Annotated in this window: 12 protein-coding genes and 2 pseudogenes; 4 read left to right on the forward strand and 10 right to left on the reverse strand. The window is 37.5% G+C overall.

Features of this window, described 5'->3' with window-relative positions; genetic code table 11:
* Positions 1–55: 55 nt before the first annotated feature.
* Positions 56–757, reverse strand: a complete 702-nt coding sequence (locus E4O00_RS10925) for a DUF2715 domain-containing protein (protein ID WP_253677395.1) — start codon at positions 755–757, stop codon at positions 56–58.
* 183 nt (positions 758–940) lie between these two features.
* Between E4O00_RS10925 and E4O00_RS10930 the strand changes: the two genes are divergently transcribed.
* From E4O00_RS10930 to E4O00_RS14010, 3 genes are read left to right on the forward strand one after another with little or no spacing between them, the layout of a single operon-like run.
* Complete coding sequence (locus E4O00_RS10930) at positions 941–1,831, forward strand: DUF2156 domain-containing protein (RefSeq protein ID WP_253677396.1); 891 nt, start codon at positions 941–943, stop codon at positions 1,829–1,831.
* Positions 1,832–1,851: 20 nt separating this feature from the next.
* Complete coding sequence (locus tag E4O00_RS10935) at positions 1,852–3,165, forward strand: PALP domain-containing protein (protein ID WP_253677397.1); 1,314 nt, start codon at positions 1,852–1,854, stop codon at positions 3,163–3,165.
* 5 nt (positions 3,166–3,170) lie between these two features.
* Positions 3,171–3,305 carry a hypothetical protein gene (locus tag E4O00_RS14010; protein ID WP_256481879.1) on the forward strand — a complete coding sequence of 45 codons (135 nt, stop codon included), beginning with the start codon at positions 3,171–3,173 and terminating at the stop codon, positions 3,303–3,305.
* Here E4O00_RS14010 and E4O00_RS14330 read toward each other — a convergent pair.
* A pseudogene (locus tag E4O00_RS14330) lies at positions 3,302–6,882 on the reverse strand (alpha-amylase family glycosyl hydrolase). The gene E4O00_RS14010 and the pseudogene E4O00_RS14330 overlap by 4 nt on opposite strands.
* 208 nt (positions 6,883–7,090) lie before the next feature.
* Between E4O00_RS14330 and E4O00_RS10955 the strand changes: the two are divergent.
* A pseudogene (locus tag E4O00_RS10955) lies at positions 7,091–7,794 on the forward strand (Rpn family recombination-promoting nuclease/putative transposase).
* Here the strand turns inward: E4O00_RS10955 and E4O00_RS10960 are convergent.
* The 8 genes from E4O00_RS10960 to E4O00_RS10995 are packed head-to-tail and all read right to left on the reverse strand — an operon-like array spanning position 7,791 to position 14,470.
* A complete protein-coding gene (locus E4O00_RS10960; protein ID WP_253677401.1) occupies positions 7,791–8,414 on the reverse strand; it encodes a hypothetical protein in 624 nt (207 codons plus the stop codon). The pseudogene E4O00_RS10955 and the gene E4O00_RS10960 overlap by 4 nt on opposite strands.
* Positions 8,411–8,746, reverse strand: coding sequence for a hypothetical protein (locus E4O00_RS10965; protein ID WP_253677402.1), 336 nt, complete (start codon positions 8,744–8,746; stop codon positions 8,411–8,413). Before E4O00_RS10965 ends, E4O00_RS10960 begins: the two co-directional genes overlap by 4 nt.
* Complete coding sequence (locus tag E4O00_RS10970; RefSeq protein ID WP_253677403.1) at positions 8,727–10,697, reverse strand: FapA family protein; 1,971 nt, start codon at positions 10,695–10,697, stop codon at positions 8,727–8,729. Before E4O00_RS10970 ends, E4O00_RS10965 begins: the two co-directional genes overlap by 20 nt.
* A gap of 8 nt (positions 10,698–10,705) precedes the next feature.
* Positions 10,706–11,494, reverse strand: a complete 789-nt coding sequence (whiG, locus tag E4O00_RS10975) for an RNA polymerase sigma factor WhiG (RefSeq protein ID WP_253677404.1) — start codon at positions 11,492–11,494, stop codon at positions 10,706–10,708.
* Positions 11,495–11,518: 24 nt separating this feature from the next.
* Positions 11,519–12,193, reverse strand: coding sequence for a hypothetical protein (locus E4O00_RS10980; RefSeq protein WP_253677405.1), 675 nt, complete (start codon positions 12,191–12,193; stop codon positions 11,519–11,521).
* A 43-nt stretch (positions 12,194–12,236) separates the two neighbouring features.
* The gene (locus E4O00_RS10985) at positions 12,237–13,127 is read right to left on the reverse strand and encodes a MinD/ParA family protein (protein ID WP_253677406.1); all 891 of its coding nucleotides are present in this window, start codon (positions 13,125–13,127) and stop codon (positions 12,237–12,239) included.
* 1 nt (position 13,128) lies between these two features.
* Positions 13,129–14,133: a flagellar biosynthesis protein FlhF gene (locus tag E4O00_RS10990; RefSeq protein WP_253677407.1), complete on the reverse strand. Its 1,005-nt coding sequence runs from the start codon at positions 14,131–14,133 to the stop codon at positions 13,129–13,131.
* On the reverse strand, positions 14,120–14,470 hold the full coding sequence (locus E4O00_RS10995) for a hypothetical protein (protein WP_253677408.1): 351 nt from the start codon (positions 14,468–14,470) through the stop codon (positions 14,120–14,122). Before E4O00_RS10995 ends, E4O00_RS10990 begins: the two co-directional genes overlap by 14 nt.
* Between the last annotated feature and the right edge of the window lie 45 nt (positions 14,471–14,515).

Raw genomic sequence — 14,515 nt, forward strand, 5'->3', positions numbered from 1 at the left:
TTAAACAAAAAAGGCAGCACCTTTAAGGTACTGCCTTTTTTAATCGGCCTCAAAATTACAATCTAATCGAAAGACCCAATTTTAAGTTTACACTGTTGGCAAATGTTTTTAATTTACTGTCTGATGTTGAAAACACAAAATCTTTATCAGCAATTTTAAATTTCTTTTGCACTTTTAAAGGTGTAAAATAAAAAGTATCAGCAATGCCTGCATAAATACCGATCATATCTGTAATATAAAAGCTTGCTAAAACATTTGCCCCCAGACCGAACATAACATCCAATTTTTCATATGCCACATTTACAGATCCAATATCAGCGTTTTGTGTTGCACGCATAGCATTTACACCAAGGCCGCCGCCCAAAAAGAGGTTAAACCTAGTCTTTTTAAAAAGAGTTATACCTGCACCAAGCTGGCTATCAAATATAAATGAATTTTTTGAAACGAAACCTTTGGCATTTTTGGCTTCACTAAGAAGACTCTTATGACTTTTTCCGGGAAAAGCAATCTGTGCCATAACATAAAAGAGACCGGCTCTCAAATCCAAAGCAACACCGGCTGCATTGTTTTTTTCCTTTTTTACATTGTTAATAGCGGCTTCTACATCACCATACAATCCTTCAAAACTAACTTTACTATCAGTTTTAATAAAATAATTCGTAAAGGCAGGGCCGAACGAAACAGCAAAGTCTGCAAATACAAAGCTTACAGATACAATCAACATAACAAAAACAAAAATTATTTTCTTGTTCTTCATATAAACCTCCATAAAATACCAATACTAATAGTATTGTCATATAAGTCTATGTAACAAACTTATAAATGATAAGTTTGTTACATCTTTTTTAAAGTATAGCTCACTATTGCCATATTTTCAATCACTTGTAAGTTTTTTTTGCTATCTATTGCCGTTTTTGCCTAAAAATAGTAGGATATATGCATGAGTATACCACAGTATCCCGAATTTGCACCCATTTCCACGGATATGCAATCCGAAATGGAATTTTACTTAAAAAGGCTTCCTGACGGAATATCGGAGCTGACTTTTTTGAATTTATACCTTTTTAGACACAATTATAAATATCAAGCAGCAAAAACCGGAAAACTATTGATAATCATAGGGGAATATAGGGGGGAAAGTTTTTTTATTACACCCTGCTGCACAGTGGATGTCGAAATAACAAAAGAATTATTGGCAAAATACAAAAAATGGATGATTCTTTCAAAGTCTTTTTTAGATAATAATACCAATGCATTCAATCTACCCTTTCTCAAAGAGCTTAAAATTGAAGAGGATAGGGATAATTTTGACTATGTTTATTTAAGAAAAGACTTGGCCGAACTGAAAGGCAAAGATTTTCATAAAAAGAAGACCCATATCAACAAGTTTGAAAAATCCTACGACAAAATAAAAATTGAGCCTCTAACCCTTGAAAATGTAGAAGATGCAAAAAAGGTTCTTGAAGAATGGAATAGCACAAAACCGGACTCCAATCCTGAAAATTCCGACTATGAAGCGGCCTTGGAAGCCCTGTCAATTTTAAGCAGAACTTCAATGATGGGCATTATTCTCTATGTTTGGGATGAGCCTGTGGCTTGGACCCTTGCAGAAATAACACCAAACAATAAAACAGCCGTTATTTTATTCGAAAAAGCACTGGCTTCTTACAAGGGCAGTTTTCAGTACATTAATTATGCCTTTGCAGGTTATCTGCCTGAACATATAGAATTCATAAACAGAGAGCAGGATTTAGGCAATGAAGGCCTAAGACAAGCAAAAATGACATATAAACCGATAAAATTCATAAAAAAGTATAGAATTTTATCTTAAATATGATACAATAGGAAAACATGGATTTAGTAAGTACACGTAATAACAATAAGACAGTATCATTTTATGAGGCAGTAACAAACTGTATGCCGACAGACGGAGGCCTTTATATACCGAAAGAAGCCTTAGATTTAAGCGATTGGGCCTGTCACCTTAGCGAAACTTCAAGTTTTACCTCTGTTGCAGGAACATTAACCTCTGCAATATTGAAAAAGGAATTCAGTCCGGCCGTTTCGGAACGCATTGCCGTTTCAGCTTTTGGAAATTACAGTCCGAGAGTACGGCAACTGGATGAAAGGCTTTTTTTGCTGGATCTTTTTCATGGGCCGACCGGCTGTCACAGAGATTTCGGCTTTTTATGGCTTGCCTCTGTTCTTGAGCATATCCTAACCATAAATGACGAAAAAGCTATAGTCTTGGGCACAGGAACAAAAAAGAACGGTCAAAGCATGGCCGCAGCCTTCGGAAACAAAAAAAGAGTCAAAACCCTCTTGATACACCCCAAAGGTTATGCCACCGGAATCCCCGAAAAATACTTGGCAGAAAACGGAGGCTCGATTTACTCTGTAGAATGTGACGGAGACATAAAGGATGTCGAAAACTTAAAAAGAGCCGTCTATCTTGATAGGAATCTTGTAGAAAAATACGGCCTTACCTTGGCAAATACGGTAAACATAGGCCGTCTTCTGCCTCAAATATTTTTCTATTTTTTTGCTTTTACCCGTTTTAAAAAACACAGCTTCGGTGAAATTTACTACGCCCTCCACTCCGGTAATTACGGAAACCTTTCAGCCGGTCTTTTTGCATGGAAAAGCGGCCTTTCCCTCAACGGATTTATTACCGACTCTACCGCTGAATTATCAGTAAACAAGGATGGAGACTGTTTTTGCAAAACTATGGAAGTTCCTTTAAGCCAAAGAAGTGCAGCAGATCCTGTCAGTCCCTCAAATATCGAGCGCTTGGAGCAAATTTTTGAAATCAGCCCTGCAATTATGAAGGCCTTGATTTTTCCTAAAACCGTAGATCCTAACGATTATAAAGAGCTTATCAGAAAGGCCTATCAGCGTTATGGAATTATGATAGACTCCTCGACAGCTGCCGCCTATGGGGCTGCACTAAAAAGTAAAATTCTGGAAAATAAGGGCCCTGAAACCCTTGTTCTTATATCTAAAGATCATCCGGCCTTTGAAGCCGATATAATAGAGGATGCCTGCGGCGAAAAACCCAATCAGCCTGAATACATGAAGGGCTTAGACAGGCCTATAAAAAATGTAAAAAAGATACAGGCATCTAAAAAAGAAATTGAAAATATGCTACAATACATGGAGAGGTAGTTTTTATGTCATATAAACTTAATGGGGCAAAATTTCCGACACTTGAAGAACTGGTAGAAGCCCTCTACCCTATTTATGCAGATACGATGAGTGAGGAAGAATTTAAAAAATATGCTGAAGAAAATGCCGAAAAAGACTAAATATCTTCATTCGAAAAGTCAATAATGTTTTTTAGCTTATATTCGGAATCCGAAAGTATCTTGGCCATATCCGAATAAATACCTGCATAAACATTTAAAGATAAAACATTACATTTATGCAAATCGTCTTCAGGCCTTTCTTCCCATATAAGCTTAAATAAAATATGTATCAAAACAAGCCTTTCTGTCGATTCCTTATTAAACCACATTTCACCGTCCCATTCGTTTAACCCGAGATAGGTCTTTATTATTTCGTCATGCAAACAAAAGTCCGTAAAGGCCTTGATACAATCCTTACTTGAATCCAAATGTTCAAAAAACTTTTTCTCTTCTTCGGTTAAGCAAAATAAGCGGCTTAACAAGAACAAGGTGCTTTTTACATTCAATTCCGTGAGGCCGAAAGAGCAAAGCAGATCGGTAAGGGCAGAATCAAAACGGCATATTTTAATTTTTTCTTCAGGAAAAAATTTAAACATGGCAGAAAATAAAAGACTTGCCGCATACAAAAGCACATCTTCTTTTGTGTTAAGCACCAAGGCTTTAAGATCATTTATAAATAAGAGTACTTCTTTGGTTTTAATATTTTTATCGATAAACGAAGCTTCATCAGAACAAAGGCACAACAAACATTCAAAAGATTTTTTCAAAGACAAGGCTTTGGCCTTAGTTTTTTCTTTAAGAATTTTTGCACTTTTTATCTCTGTATCGTAAGAAAAGATTTCAAAAAATGCCTTTTCAAATTTTTCAAAAAAGTCTGTAAACTTAGGATAAAGCTTTTTCGATACATCATCAATCATCTTTTTCGATTTTTTGGCATTACCGTAATAATCAGAAATTTGCGGAAATAAGTCATTGGCACATAAATCTTGAACAGGCTGGTAAAGCCTTCCGTACTTGCACTTATTTATTTCAAATTCCAAATCCTTAAAGCCGCGGCCATCAGCTTTTTTATAAAGCTCTTTATAGTAGCCGTCATCATCCTTTCGTTCATATATGTTCAAAAAGACCTGACATTGATACCCATCTAAGGCCGCAAAAAAACCTTTTTCGGCAAGCTCGGAATTTTTCCTTAAAAAGAACAATGAAGAACGCTGCTCATAAAAAACGGTAAAATATGACTCTCCGGAACTTAAATTGAGAGAGTCCATGAGAGTTTCCTGTCTTAGCTCTTTTTCGTTTCTTTCGTTTTTTAAGGCAAAGGCAGCCGAAAGATTTATCCAGCCGACAGCTCTTTCATAGGCATTATTATAAAAAATTAATGAACGCTCTCCTTCAAAAAAGTTTGACCAAACAAAAACATTTTCGTTTACATTTCCTTCGTTCCAAAAATCGAAAAGTCTGAATTTTTCAACACCGGAAAAAATTCGGCGTTTTTTTAAAAGAGGGAAGATTTCTTTTTTATGCCTTTCAAGTAAGCCATGGTTTATAGCCTCATCCTTATAAGCTCTTCTATATTCCATTCCGTACTTTTCGGTAAAGCCTTCAAGCTGTCCATGCCCGAACATGGGAAGCCCGGGCATAGCCGACATCATTGTGCATATGCCGAAGTATTTATCCCCATCCCCGAATTGGGCTATGGCTGTTTCTTCATCGGGATTGTTCATAAAGTTTACATAACGCCTAAGGACTTCCGGGTCAAACTCAAGGGTATTTTTGATGGTTTCCCTGTATTTTGCATTTTCTTCTTTTTTAAGCATATTCATAAAGGCGGAATTATACACGCGGTGCATTCCGAGGGTACGGACAAAGTAGCCTTCCATCATCCAAAAGGCTTCGGCAAGCAGGAGGGTATCGGGGGCTTCTTTTGCACAGCGGTCTACAACCTCCCTCCAAAATTCTTCGGGGATTCTTTTTTCAAATTCGTCTATAGAAAGAGCATAGCGGGAACGGCTTGCAATATCACCTCCGGAACCGGGAGCCGGATACCATAGACGGCGGATATGTTTTTTTGCGAGCACCATCGCCGCATCAAAGCGTATTATGGGAAAATTACGCGCAACATGGAGAATTTTTTGGATAACCTTTTCTCGGGCTTCCTTGTTTAAAAAATCGATCTGAGCCGTGTCGTTCCAAGGGAGGCCGGTGCCGTCGTTTCCGTGATATATATAGCGGACATCCCCGGAATAGTTATCGACTCGTTTAAAAACTACGGCACAGTCCGTCTTTGAATAATAGCCGTTTTCAAGATAGACGCTTGTTCTTCCGTCATGGGATAAATTTTCCCCTTCATAGTTATATGAAGGGAACGGCTTGTCCCTTGTCTGTAAAAAAAATATTCGGATCTTCCATAATCCATTTCGAATCAAGGCCTGTATGATTGGGTACCATGTCGGCGGCCAGTCGGATGCCGAATTTCCATGCCCGCTCCCGCAAATTTGCTAAGGCAGGCCAACCGCCCAGTTCTTCCGCAATGTCATAATCGTAGATACTGTATGCACTTGCAGCTGCATCAGGGTTTCCGCAAATCTCTTTAATTCGGCGGCTTGCCTCGGAACGCTGCCAAATTCCGATCAGCCAAAGTCCTGTTATTCCGGCATCGGCAAAAAATTTTAACTCCTCATCGGGAATCTGATCCAAGCGTGTAATCGGAGCAGAATACTTTTTACTCAGCTGATCAAGCCAAACCAAGGTGCTTTTTGCAGCCAAAACGAGGTTCGGCATCCAATTCTTATCGGGGGTAAAGGCTTCATATTCTTTTAATAAATTTTCAAAGGTATAAACCGGCACATCAAAGGCTCCTCCCTGCGGGGGTGCCCAACCGGCCTTTTCCTGCTCGCGGATAAGATCTTCCGCACCTAAAACCTTCAACAAAAGATTTTGCGTAAACCTGGCCCAATGTTCTTTTATATATTTAAGCTGACCTGAGATACTGTTGGGGCAGCGTTTAATTGGTTCTTCCAAAAAGGAAAGAATGTCAAGCCGCCCCTGTTCCTTTCCCAACCGGCTTCCTATAGGCTTATTCTTTTTTGACCACTTTTTTGCATAATCCCAAAAAACACCATATGAATCTATGGTTTTTAAATTTATGTCATTAAACAAAATCTTAAACTGAGCATTTGCAGGATTTTTTATTTGCAAGGCAAAGAAGAATTAACTCTTCAAAAGCGAGAAGCTTGTTCGGCACATTTGAAGTTTCATCATTTGCTTCAAACCACTCATCCAATGAGATTTTATCTGTGTAAACATCCTTTGGAGGAAAATCCTTGCAAAAATTTTTTAATAAAAAATCGAGATTATGAAAATTTTTGCTCTTAAATTCTTTATCGATAAATTCATAACCTTTTACAAAAAATTCGGAATCAACATTTTCGCGGTAAAGTCTTAAAACATAATGGAGAACTTCATCAAAAATTCCCATAGCATTTAACTCCCCCGCCTGCAAATTTTTTTGCTCTTTTCCAAAAAGGCCTTCTTTTACAAGAGAATTAAAATTAAAAACAAAATGATGAACTTCAGAAATATTTTCAAACACGGCATTTCCGCACGAAGAAAAAAGAGAAGACTTTAAATGACACTTTTTTCGGACATCCCCATTAATATGAAATTCCATTTTTTGAAAAAAAGAGTTTTCAGACATGCTCTAAGTATAGCATTAATAGGCTCAAAACGCAAGCCGGATATATTGAATACAGTTTTTTTATTTACCTGCAAAGAAACAAAGAAGTCAAAGGATATATTAATTTAATGCTTGTGCTTGAATCACAAATTTTTTACCGATTTACTATTTTTTTAAAATAATTCCTATAAATATAATGAGAGGGGAAGTTTAAAAATAGGAGAACAATATGGTAAAAATATTTGAAGAATTCACATTACAGGATGATTTTATGTTTTATAAGGTTATGCAAAACCCGCATTTCTGCAAAAAACTTATTGAAATGATACTATCTGATAAAATAGGTAAAATTGTATATGTCTCCGTGCAGCATAGTATTAACACCTATGAACAGGCAAAGTCCGTAAGGTTTGATGTTTTGGTACAAACAGAAAGAGGTTCTACCAAGCTGCTCTAGATATTTCCTTTTTGGATAAAGGGAATTCCTATAACAATTTAAAAGATACATTTATAATTTTTATCTGCTTATTTGATGTTATAGGCAACCAAAAACCTGTTTACACCTTTGAAAATATCTGCCTTGAAGATAAAAAAATATCTTTACAAGACGGAACAAAAAAAGTTATAATAAATGCGGAAGCCTTTAAGAATACCGATGATGAAGATTTAAAGGAATTTTTAGAATATCTTAAAACAGGTAAGGCGAATAATGAATTTACAAAGGGGATAGAAGAAATGATACAGACAATAAAAAATAATGAACAAGCCAGACAAGAATATAGATTAATGTCTACTTTTGAGATGGATGCCAGAGATAGAGGAGCGCATGATAAAGCTATAGAAACAGCCAAACTTATGAAAAACAGAGGATACCCACCTTCTGAAATTTTGATAATGACGGGACTTACAGAGACAGAAATTGATAAACTTTAAGTATTCATCGAAATAATCAGCTCTATTTCCCCGGTGGGGAGGGGAACTTTTTCGGCGATAAGTTCAATTGAAAGCCCTTTTTTGGCCATTTCAATTATTTGTTCTTTCATTGAAGCAGTTTGGTCAGGAACAATCACCGATTGTGGGGTAAAAATTTGCTTGGTATATATATTGATTGGCTCGTCTTTCGTAGGAGCAGGTTCTTTTTGGGTTACTTGTTTTTGGGTTCCGTAACTTGTTGACTGATCATTGGGAATTACCGGTTTTTTGGTTTTTGAAAAAGCATCGGCATCATAACCTGAAAATGTATTGGATTCGGATGCTTCGGCTAGGCTTCGGTAAACCTTCTCGGCTGCACTCCGTTTTTCTTCCTCTCTTCCTGCAAGAAGGATACGCTTATCCAACTCAAGGATGAGACTGTTTACCTCTTTAATCTTGTCTTCCAATATCGTAACGGACTGATCTGTTTGAAAGGCAATCTGTGCAACAAGTTTTTGAGTTTCATTTTTTATATTATTTATCGAAGCCCTATCGGAAAATTGATTTTTCAGCTTGACATAAAAAACAAACATAAAAAAAAGATTCAATATTAATAAAGCAATAGCAATAAAAGTCATCATCCCGAAATATCCACTCTTTGGCCCAAAGAAGGGTCTTTTATATATTCTTCAGCATTTAATTCTTGATTACTTTGAGGTATATTCTGTTTTTTCTTTTCTCCGCCCTTATTTTCCTCTTGGGGAGACTTACCATCCTTATTGATTTTAAGATTCTTATTGCTGTCGGATTCTACAAGCTGAACAGTGCTAAGTTTTTTTTGTGCATCAATTTTATTTTGCTGCTGCTGGGCATCTCTTACCATAGAAGCAACTTGCTGTTCGGCTCCCTGTTGTTTTCCGACCTTAGCCATTTGAGCATATAGAGTCTGTAGATCAATTGGTTGAATAGCCACTTGGTACCTTCTTAGCATCCTCTTCGTTTTCTTCTTGATATTTTCCGTAACGCACAATTCCCTTGTCAAGATAGAATGTTGTAGCCTTACAATCCATCCTTACATCTTCGGTAGTATCCCGTATCACTATGCGTACTCCCGGATATACATGTCCGGAAGCGGAAACCCTTCCTTGATTCTTCAATGTATTTAAGTACTCTTTTATTTGAGTTATTTCTTTTTGCACTTCATGAATTTCAGTTTGAAGAGTATACTTATACTCGCTCATCTTGTTGTAGTTTTCTTCTTTGTCCTTGGGCAATTCCCCGCGTTTGGATTTAAGCTCTTCAAGGCTCATCAGATTAAGCTTTAAGTCTTCCAAGGTTTTTTGATCCATTTCTTGTTTTTGCAGCAAGAAGTTTAAGCGCTCCTTGCTTTTCGGGTCAAAGCCTACACTTACAACAAGATCATTTCCTCCTGAAACGCTGCCTAAATTTCTTGCAGAAATGGATTCTGCAGCACTTAAATTTCCGCTTATGATATCGGCCTTCTTTCCTCGGCATATAATTTTTCGGTTAGCCATTACATTCGATTTTATAATACCGTCCGAAACAATTACCATGTCTCCGGCTTCAACAATATCGGTATTTTGAATAAATTTAGACCAAATGGATTTTCCGGCCCTAATTACGCCGCCTTCCTTGCCCATGATGCCCTGACTTACAACTATATCACCCTCGGTATCAAGCTCTGCCCTTCCGACAGAGCCCTTAACCTCTATATTTCCTGAAGCCTTTATAACAAAACCGTCATCAACATTTCCGTTTACAAAGACCGAACCCAAGAAGGTAATGTTTCCTGTTCTGATTGAAACGTCGCCTTCAACTACGTAAATTTCCTGTACCGTAATCTTATTTTTTACCAAAAGAACTTGTCCGTTTACTTCGGCCACTATGGTTAGGCCGTCAGCGGCAATCTTTGTATTTTTACCTACAGGCATCGCAATATCTTTTCCGTTAAGGGCATCAAGATATTTTCCCGTAACGGTCTTACCCGGCTTACCTCTTTGGGCCGGAACCTTTTGTGCTACGGGCTGGCCTTCGACAACATTTTGAATAAGATTTAACTCTTTAAAATTTATTTGACCTGAACGAGTCTCTTGTAAACGGACTTGGGTATTATCCACCTCAAAGTTATAAATAATCTTTGCATCTGCTCCGTTTTGAGGGGCAATACCTTCTGCAACAAGATAGTCTTCACGATAAACCGGAGAGTCTTGGAATTGCCTTACCCTCTCTTCATTGATTCCGACCATTATCCTATTATTCTTTAAAAATGCGATAATGGTATCTGCCGAAAGGTCTACACCGCCTGCTGTCGGCGGGGTAACATACAGATAAGCCCTCATTTCGTCATCGCTTATATTAACTGCCATAGCGGCATCATTGCCCGGAACTCGTTTATAAGGAGCAACCCTGACATATTCGCCGGTTTTTTCATCCAATATGGGATTAAGCACCTCATCTTCAGGAATAGGGAGGGCTCTGTCTCTAAATCTGTCTCTTGCAGCCTTTATATCGAGAGCACGGCCCGTTCCTGATGGAGCCGTTACCTTAAAGTAGATACCATCGGCGGCACAGAACACATAACCCATTCCGTCTTTATTTATGATTACTTCGCCTTCAATAATTTCTTCAGTTTCAACCGTTTCTTCTTCAATATCCTGATGCTTCTTTACCTTTATCGTCTCATAGGCCCTTATCTTCCATTCTTTTGGAATTATTGCAAAAAAACCGGAAGCGCCTTTTTGAAGAATCTCATAGTCTATTGACGAAACAGGCATCCCCAACTGTATAGCAGCATTTGCAAGGGCTTCATCAAGGGTATCACCGCTTATATCAACAAAAAAACGGCTGGAATCCTGTTCGTGCATTTCAGACATTTTTTCCTGTATTTGATTAAGCCTAATCATAATTCCCCCTATTTTATGCCCTTTGTAACATTGGAAAGTTTAGTTCTTAGTTTTATATTTGCACTTGTGTGTATTTGCGAAACTCTGGATTCGGTTACATGAAGAACCTCTCCTATTTCCCTGAGGGTCATGTCCTCGTAATAATACATAATCAAAACTTTTTTTTCTCTTTCAGGTAATTCTTTAAGAGCCTCGGATATAACACGCTTTACATCTTCACGCTCTACAATTACATCAGGGTTCAAAGAAGAAGGAGCTTCAATTATATCTCCTACAGAGAATTCTTCAGAATCGTCATTCGAAAACCTTAAATCGGTCAAAGAAATAACGCTGGTTGCAGATATTTTAAGCAAGAGAGAGTTATACTCTTCAATATCCAAACCCATCGCAGAGGCGATCTCCTCGTTTGAAGCGGAACGGCCTAGGCGGGCCTCCAAGTCGGCTATTGTTTCTTCAATTTCGCGGCTTTTTTGGCGTACCGAGCGTGGAACCCAGTCTATAGACCTCAGTTCATCAAAGATAGCTCCCCTTATTCTATTAACGGCATAGGTATTGAATTTAACATTTTTATCGAGATCATATTTTTCTATGGCATCCAAGAGGCCGAAAACACCGTAACCGACTAAGTCGTCAAATTCTACATTTGTAGGCATTCCTATTCCGACCTTTCCGGCGACATACTTTACCAATGGAGCATACTTTAAAATAAAATATTCTCTGATTTTAGGATCTGAGGTTTTTTTGTATTTTTCCCAAAGTTCTTCTTCAGGTATATTTTCATAATCCGTATTTGCCATTACCCACACCTTTTATGTTCTAATTTATGAATCCCTTTTAAGCACTGTACGAATAGCATTAACCATGGTATTCGTATCCATTCCTGAACCGGCTAAATCCGTTGATACATCAAATGCGGCTGTACCTCTTTGAGTAAAGTCTACTTGATCATCACTTTCCTCCGGTTCATCTTCAGGTATAAAATCCTGCAAATCGGGAAGTTCTTCCAACTCTTTTACAGTATTTTTATCTTGTTTTTTTTCATTCCCATTAGAAAAAGCGTTTTTTGGTGCAGAAGCTTGTGATTCTGTCTTAACAGTCTCAAAGTCCTCTTCAATTGAATCAGCTTCATCCATTTCTTTAACATCATCCGATATCGAATGACCGGATTCAGTTTCAGAGTTTAAGACAGCTGACTTTAAATCCGCTTTTTCTTCATCATCCATAAACGGCATTTCCACCGGTTCATCAATGCTGATATTCAAATTTTTGCCTGTTTCTGTTTTTTCCGGCTCATGAGCCTCAAGGGCTTGAAACAAGTCAGGCACAAAATGATCCAAAAGGATCTGAGCCCCTAAAACAAAGCCTCCGCTTATCAAAGATATGATAAGTGAACGCAAAATTATAGTCGAAAAACGCACTCCGCTTATTAGGCCCAATAGGAAAGAAAGAGCCAAAGCAGCTATTGCACATATAAGGGGAATTCTAAATTTTGCCACGGCCCCTGTTACCTCCTATATTTAAAAATTCACGAACCTAAATTTAATCCCACTTTCTGCCAAAAAGCTTTTGCAAAAAGCCGGAAAAGCCTGAATATTCATTATAATCCGTTTTTTCAAGTTTTGCAACTATGTGGCGCAAACAACCTGCCGCTTTACTTTTTGGAGCATATATAAAGAAAGGCTTTTGCTTTAAAACAGCCTGCTCGACCGCAGGATCATTATAAATAAAGCCCAAATATTCGACCTTTAAGTTTAAAAATTGGCCAACAATCTGTATCATGCGTTCGGCTATTTTTTTTCCTTCAAGAGCAGAATTTACACGGTTTACAACCATTTTTAGGTTTAAATCATAGTTTTCAACCTCTGTTGCGATTATTTTGATAATTCCGTAAGCATCGGTTATAGCTGTAGGTTCCGCGGTTGTAACGATTACAACCTCATCAGCGGCAGCAACAAAGCTGAGTACATTTTTGGAAACACCGGCACTGGTATCTATTATTATTATGTCGGCCTCTGCAAGGGTGTATAATTCTTTAATAAAATCGGATCTTTCTGCTTCTTCCATATTTGCAATTTTTGAAAAACCTGAAGCTCCTGCAACAAATTTTATTCCGTATTCCGTATCGATTATGATGTCCGACATTTTCTTTTGCTTTTTCATTACATGATAAAGATTATATTTCGGAATTATGTTCATCATAACATTTACATTTGCAAGACCAAGATCTGCATCGATGACAATAACATTTTTTCCCATCTTGGCGTAAGCAATAGCCATATTTGTGGAAATATTTGTTTTGCCGACACCGCCTTTTCCGCTGGTTACGGCAATTATCCTTGTCTTCCTCTTGGGAGGAAGATCGGATAAGCCCTTATCGCTGTTGTTTTTATTCTTCATTAATGTTTTTAAATCTTCTGCCTGATCCGTCATCTTAGCTCCATATTATAGAAATTGCATCATTAAAATTTTCGTTGATATAATCCAAAGAGAACCCTGTAAGTTTTTTTAGAAAAGCAAGCTTGGAAGCCTTAGCTATATCCTTGGGCACTGTTTGGCCTTCTGTTATATATGCGACAGGAATCTTGTATTCTTCCAATACACTGATAATACTGCCTACATTTGCCGTTTCATCGAGTTTTGTAACTATGAGACTCGAATAATCAAAAACGGAGTATTGCCTTATTATCTCGCTTATGTCGGCAGCCTTAGTTACGGCACTTACTACAAGATGAGTCTCAATCCTGCCCGTCTCTATCTTCTCAAAATACTTTTGCATTTCGAATATCTTTTCGGGATCGGCCGGACTCCTCCCTGTCGTATCTATACATATAATATCGGCAGAATCCCTATATAGGTCCAGATATTTGTGTAAGTCCAGTGGATCGGTTGCTATAATAAGGGGAATGCCCATGTGCTCGCAGTATTTTTTTATCTGAAAGGCGGCTCCTATTCTGTATTGATCGATAGTTATTACCCTCACATCAAGAGAGCGGCCTTCAAGTTTTGAAACAGCCAAAATGTAATAAGCTGCTAGTTTTGCAAGAGTTGTTGTCTTGCCGATACCTGTAGGGCCGACAAGAGCGATAAGTTTTTGCTTTTTACCGGAATCCTCATTATTTGTTTCTTCAGGTTTTATAAGTATAGAGGAAGCAATCCATTCAAGTACTTTTTTTTGAACAATTTCAAAATCGTTTAATTCGGCCAAGCTCAAATTTTTAGATATTTTTTCTTTTATGGAGCGTATATATTTGAGGGTAAAATCATTTTCCTGTAAAATTTCTGCAATTTTTACAATATTTTCATGTTCTTGGGAAGGCGAATTTTTTAATCTAATTTCTTCTGTGAGTCTTTCGACGGTTTCTGCAAGGGTTTGTAATTCATTAGCTTCGATACCTGTTTTTATGGGCGAAGTGCTCTGATTTTCAAGTTTTTTCAATGTACGGCATCATCTTTTCAGCCATTGCTTCAGATTTAGATGCCGCCATTTTTATTATTTTTAAACGCTCTTCTGCAATATTTTCAGGAGAATAAGTTTTAATGGGAGCCGCAGGTGATTTAGATTGAACTTCGTCTTCATTCCCTGAGAATACCGGAACAAAGGATTCATTTTGAATATTAAAACTTACCCTTATCGTTTCCTTGTTAAAAAGACTTAAAAATCCCACATTTCTTTTTACCTCTCGGCGGGTAACCATTATATTCGGCCCATACTTTTCATGAATTTTTTGAATACACTTTTCATATGTTGAAGCTTCTTCGACAAATGTTTCCATAATAAACTTTATACCACCCGAAGCCATTATAAAACATTTTTATAA

It is taken from the genome of Treponema sp. OMZ 788, from assembly GCF_024181245.1.
Lineage (GTDB): Bacteria > Spirochaetota > Spirochaetia > Treponematales > Treponemataceae > Treponema_B.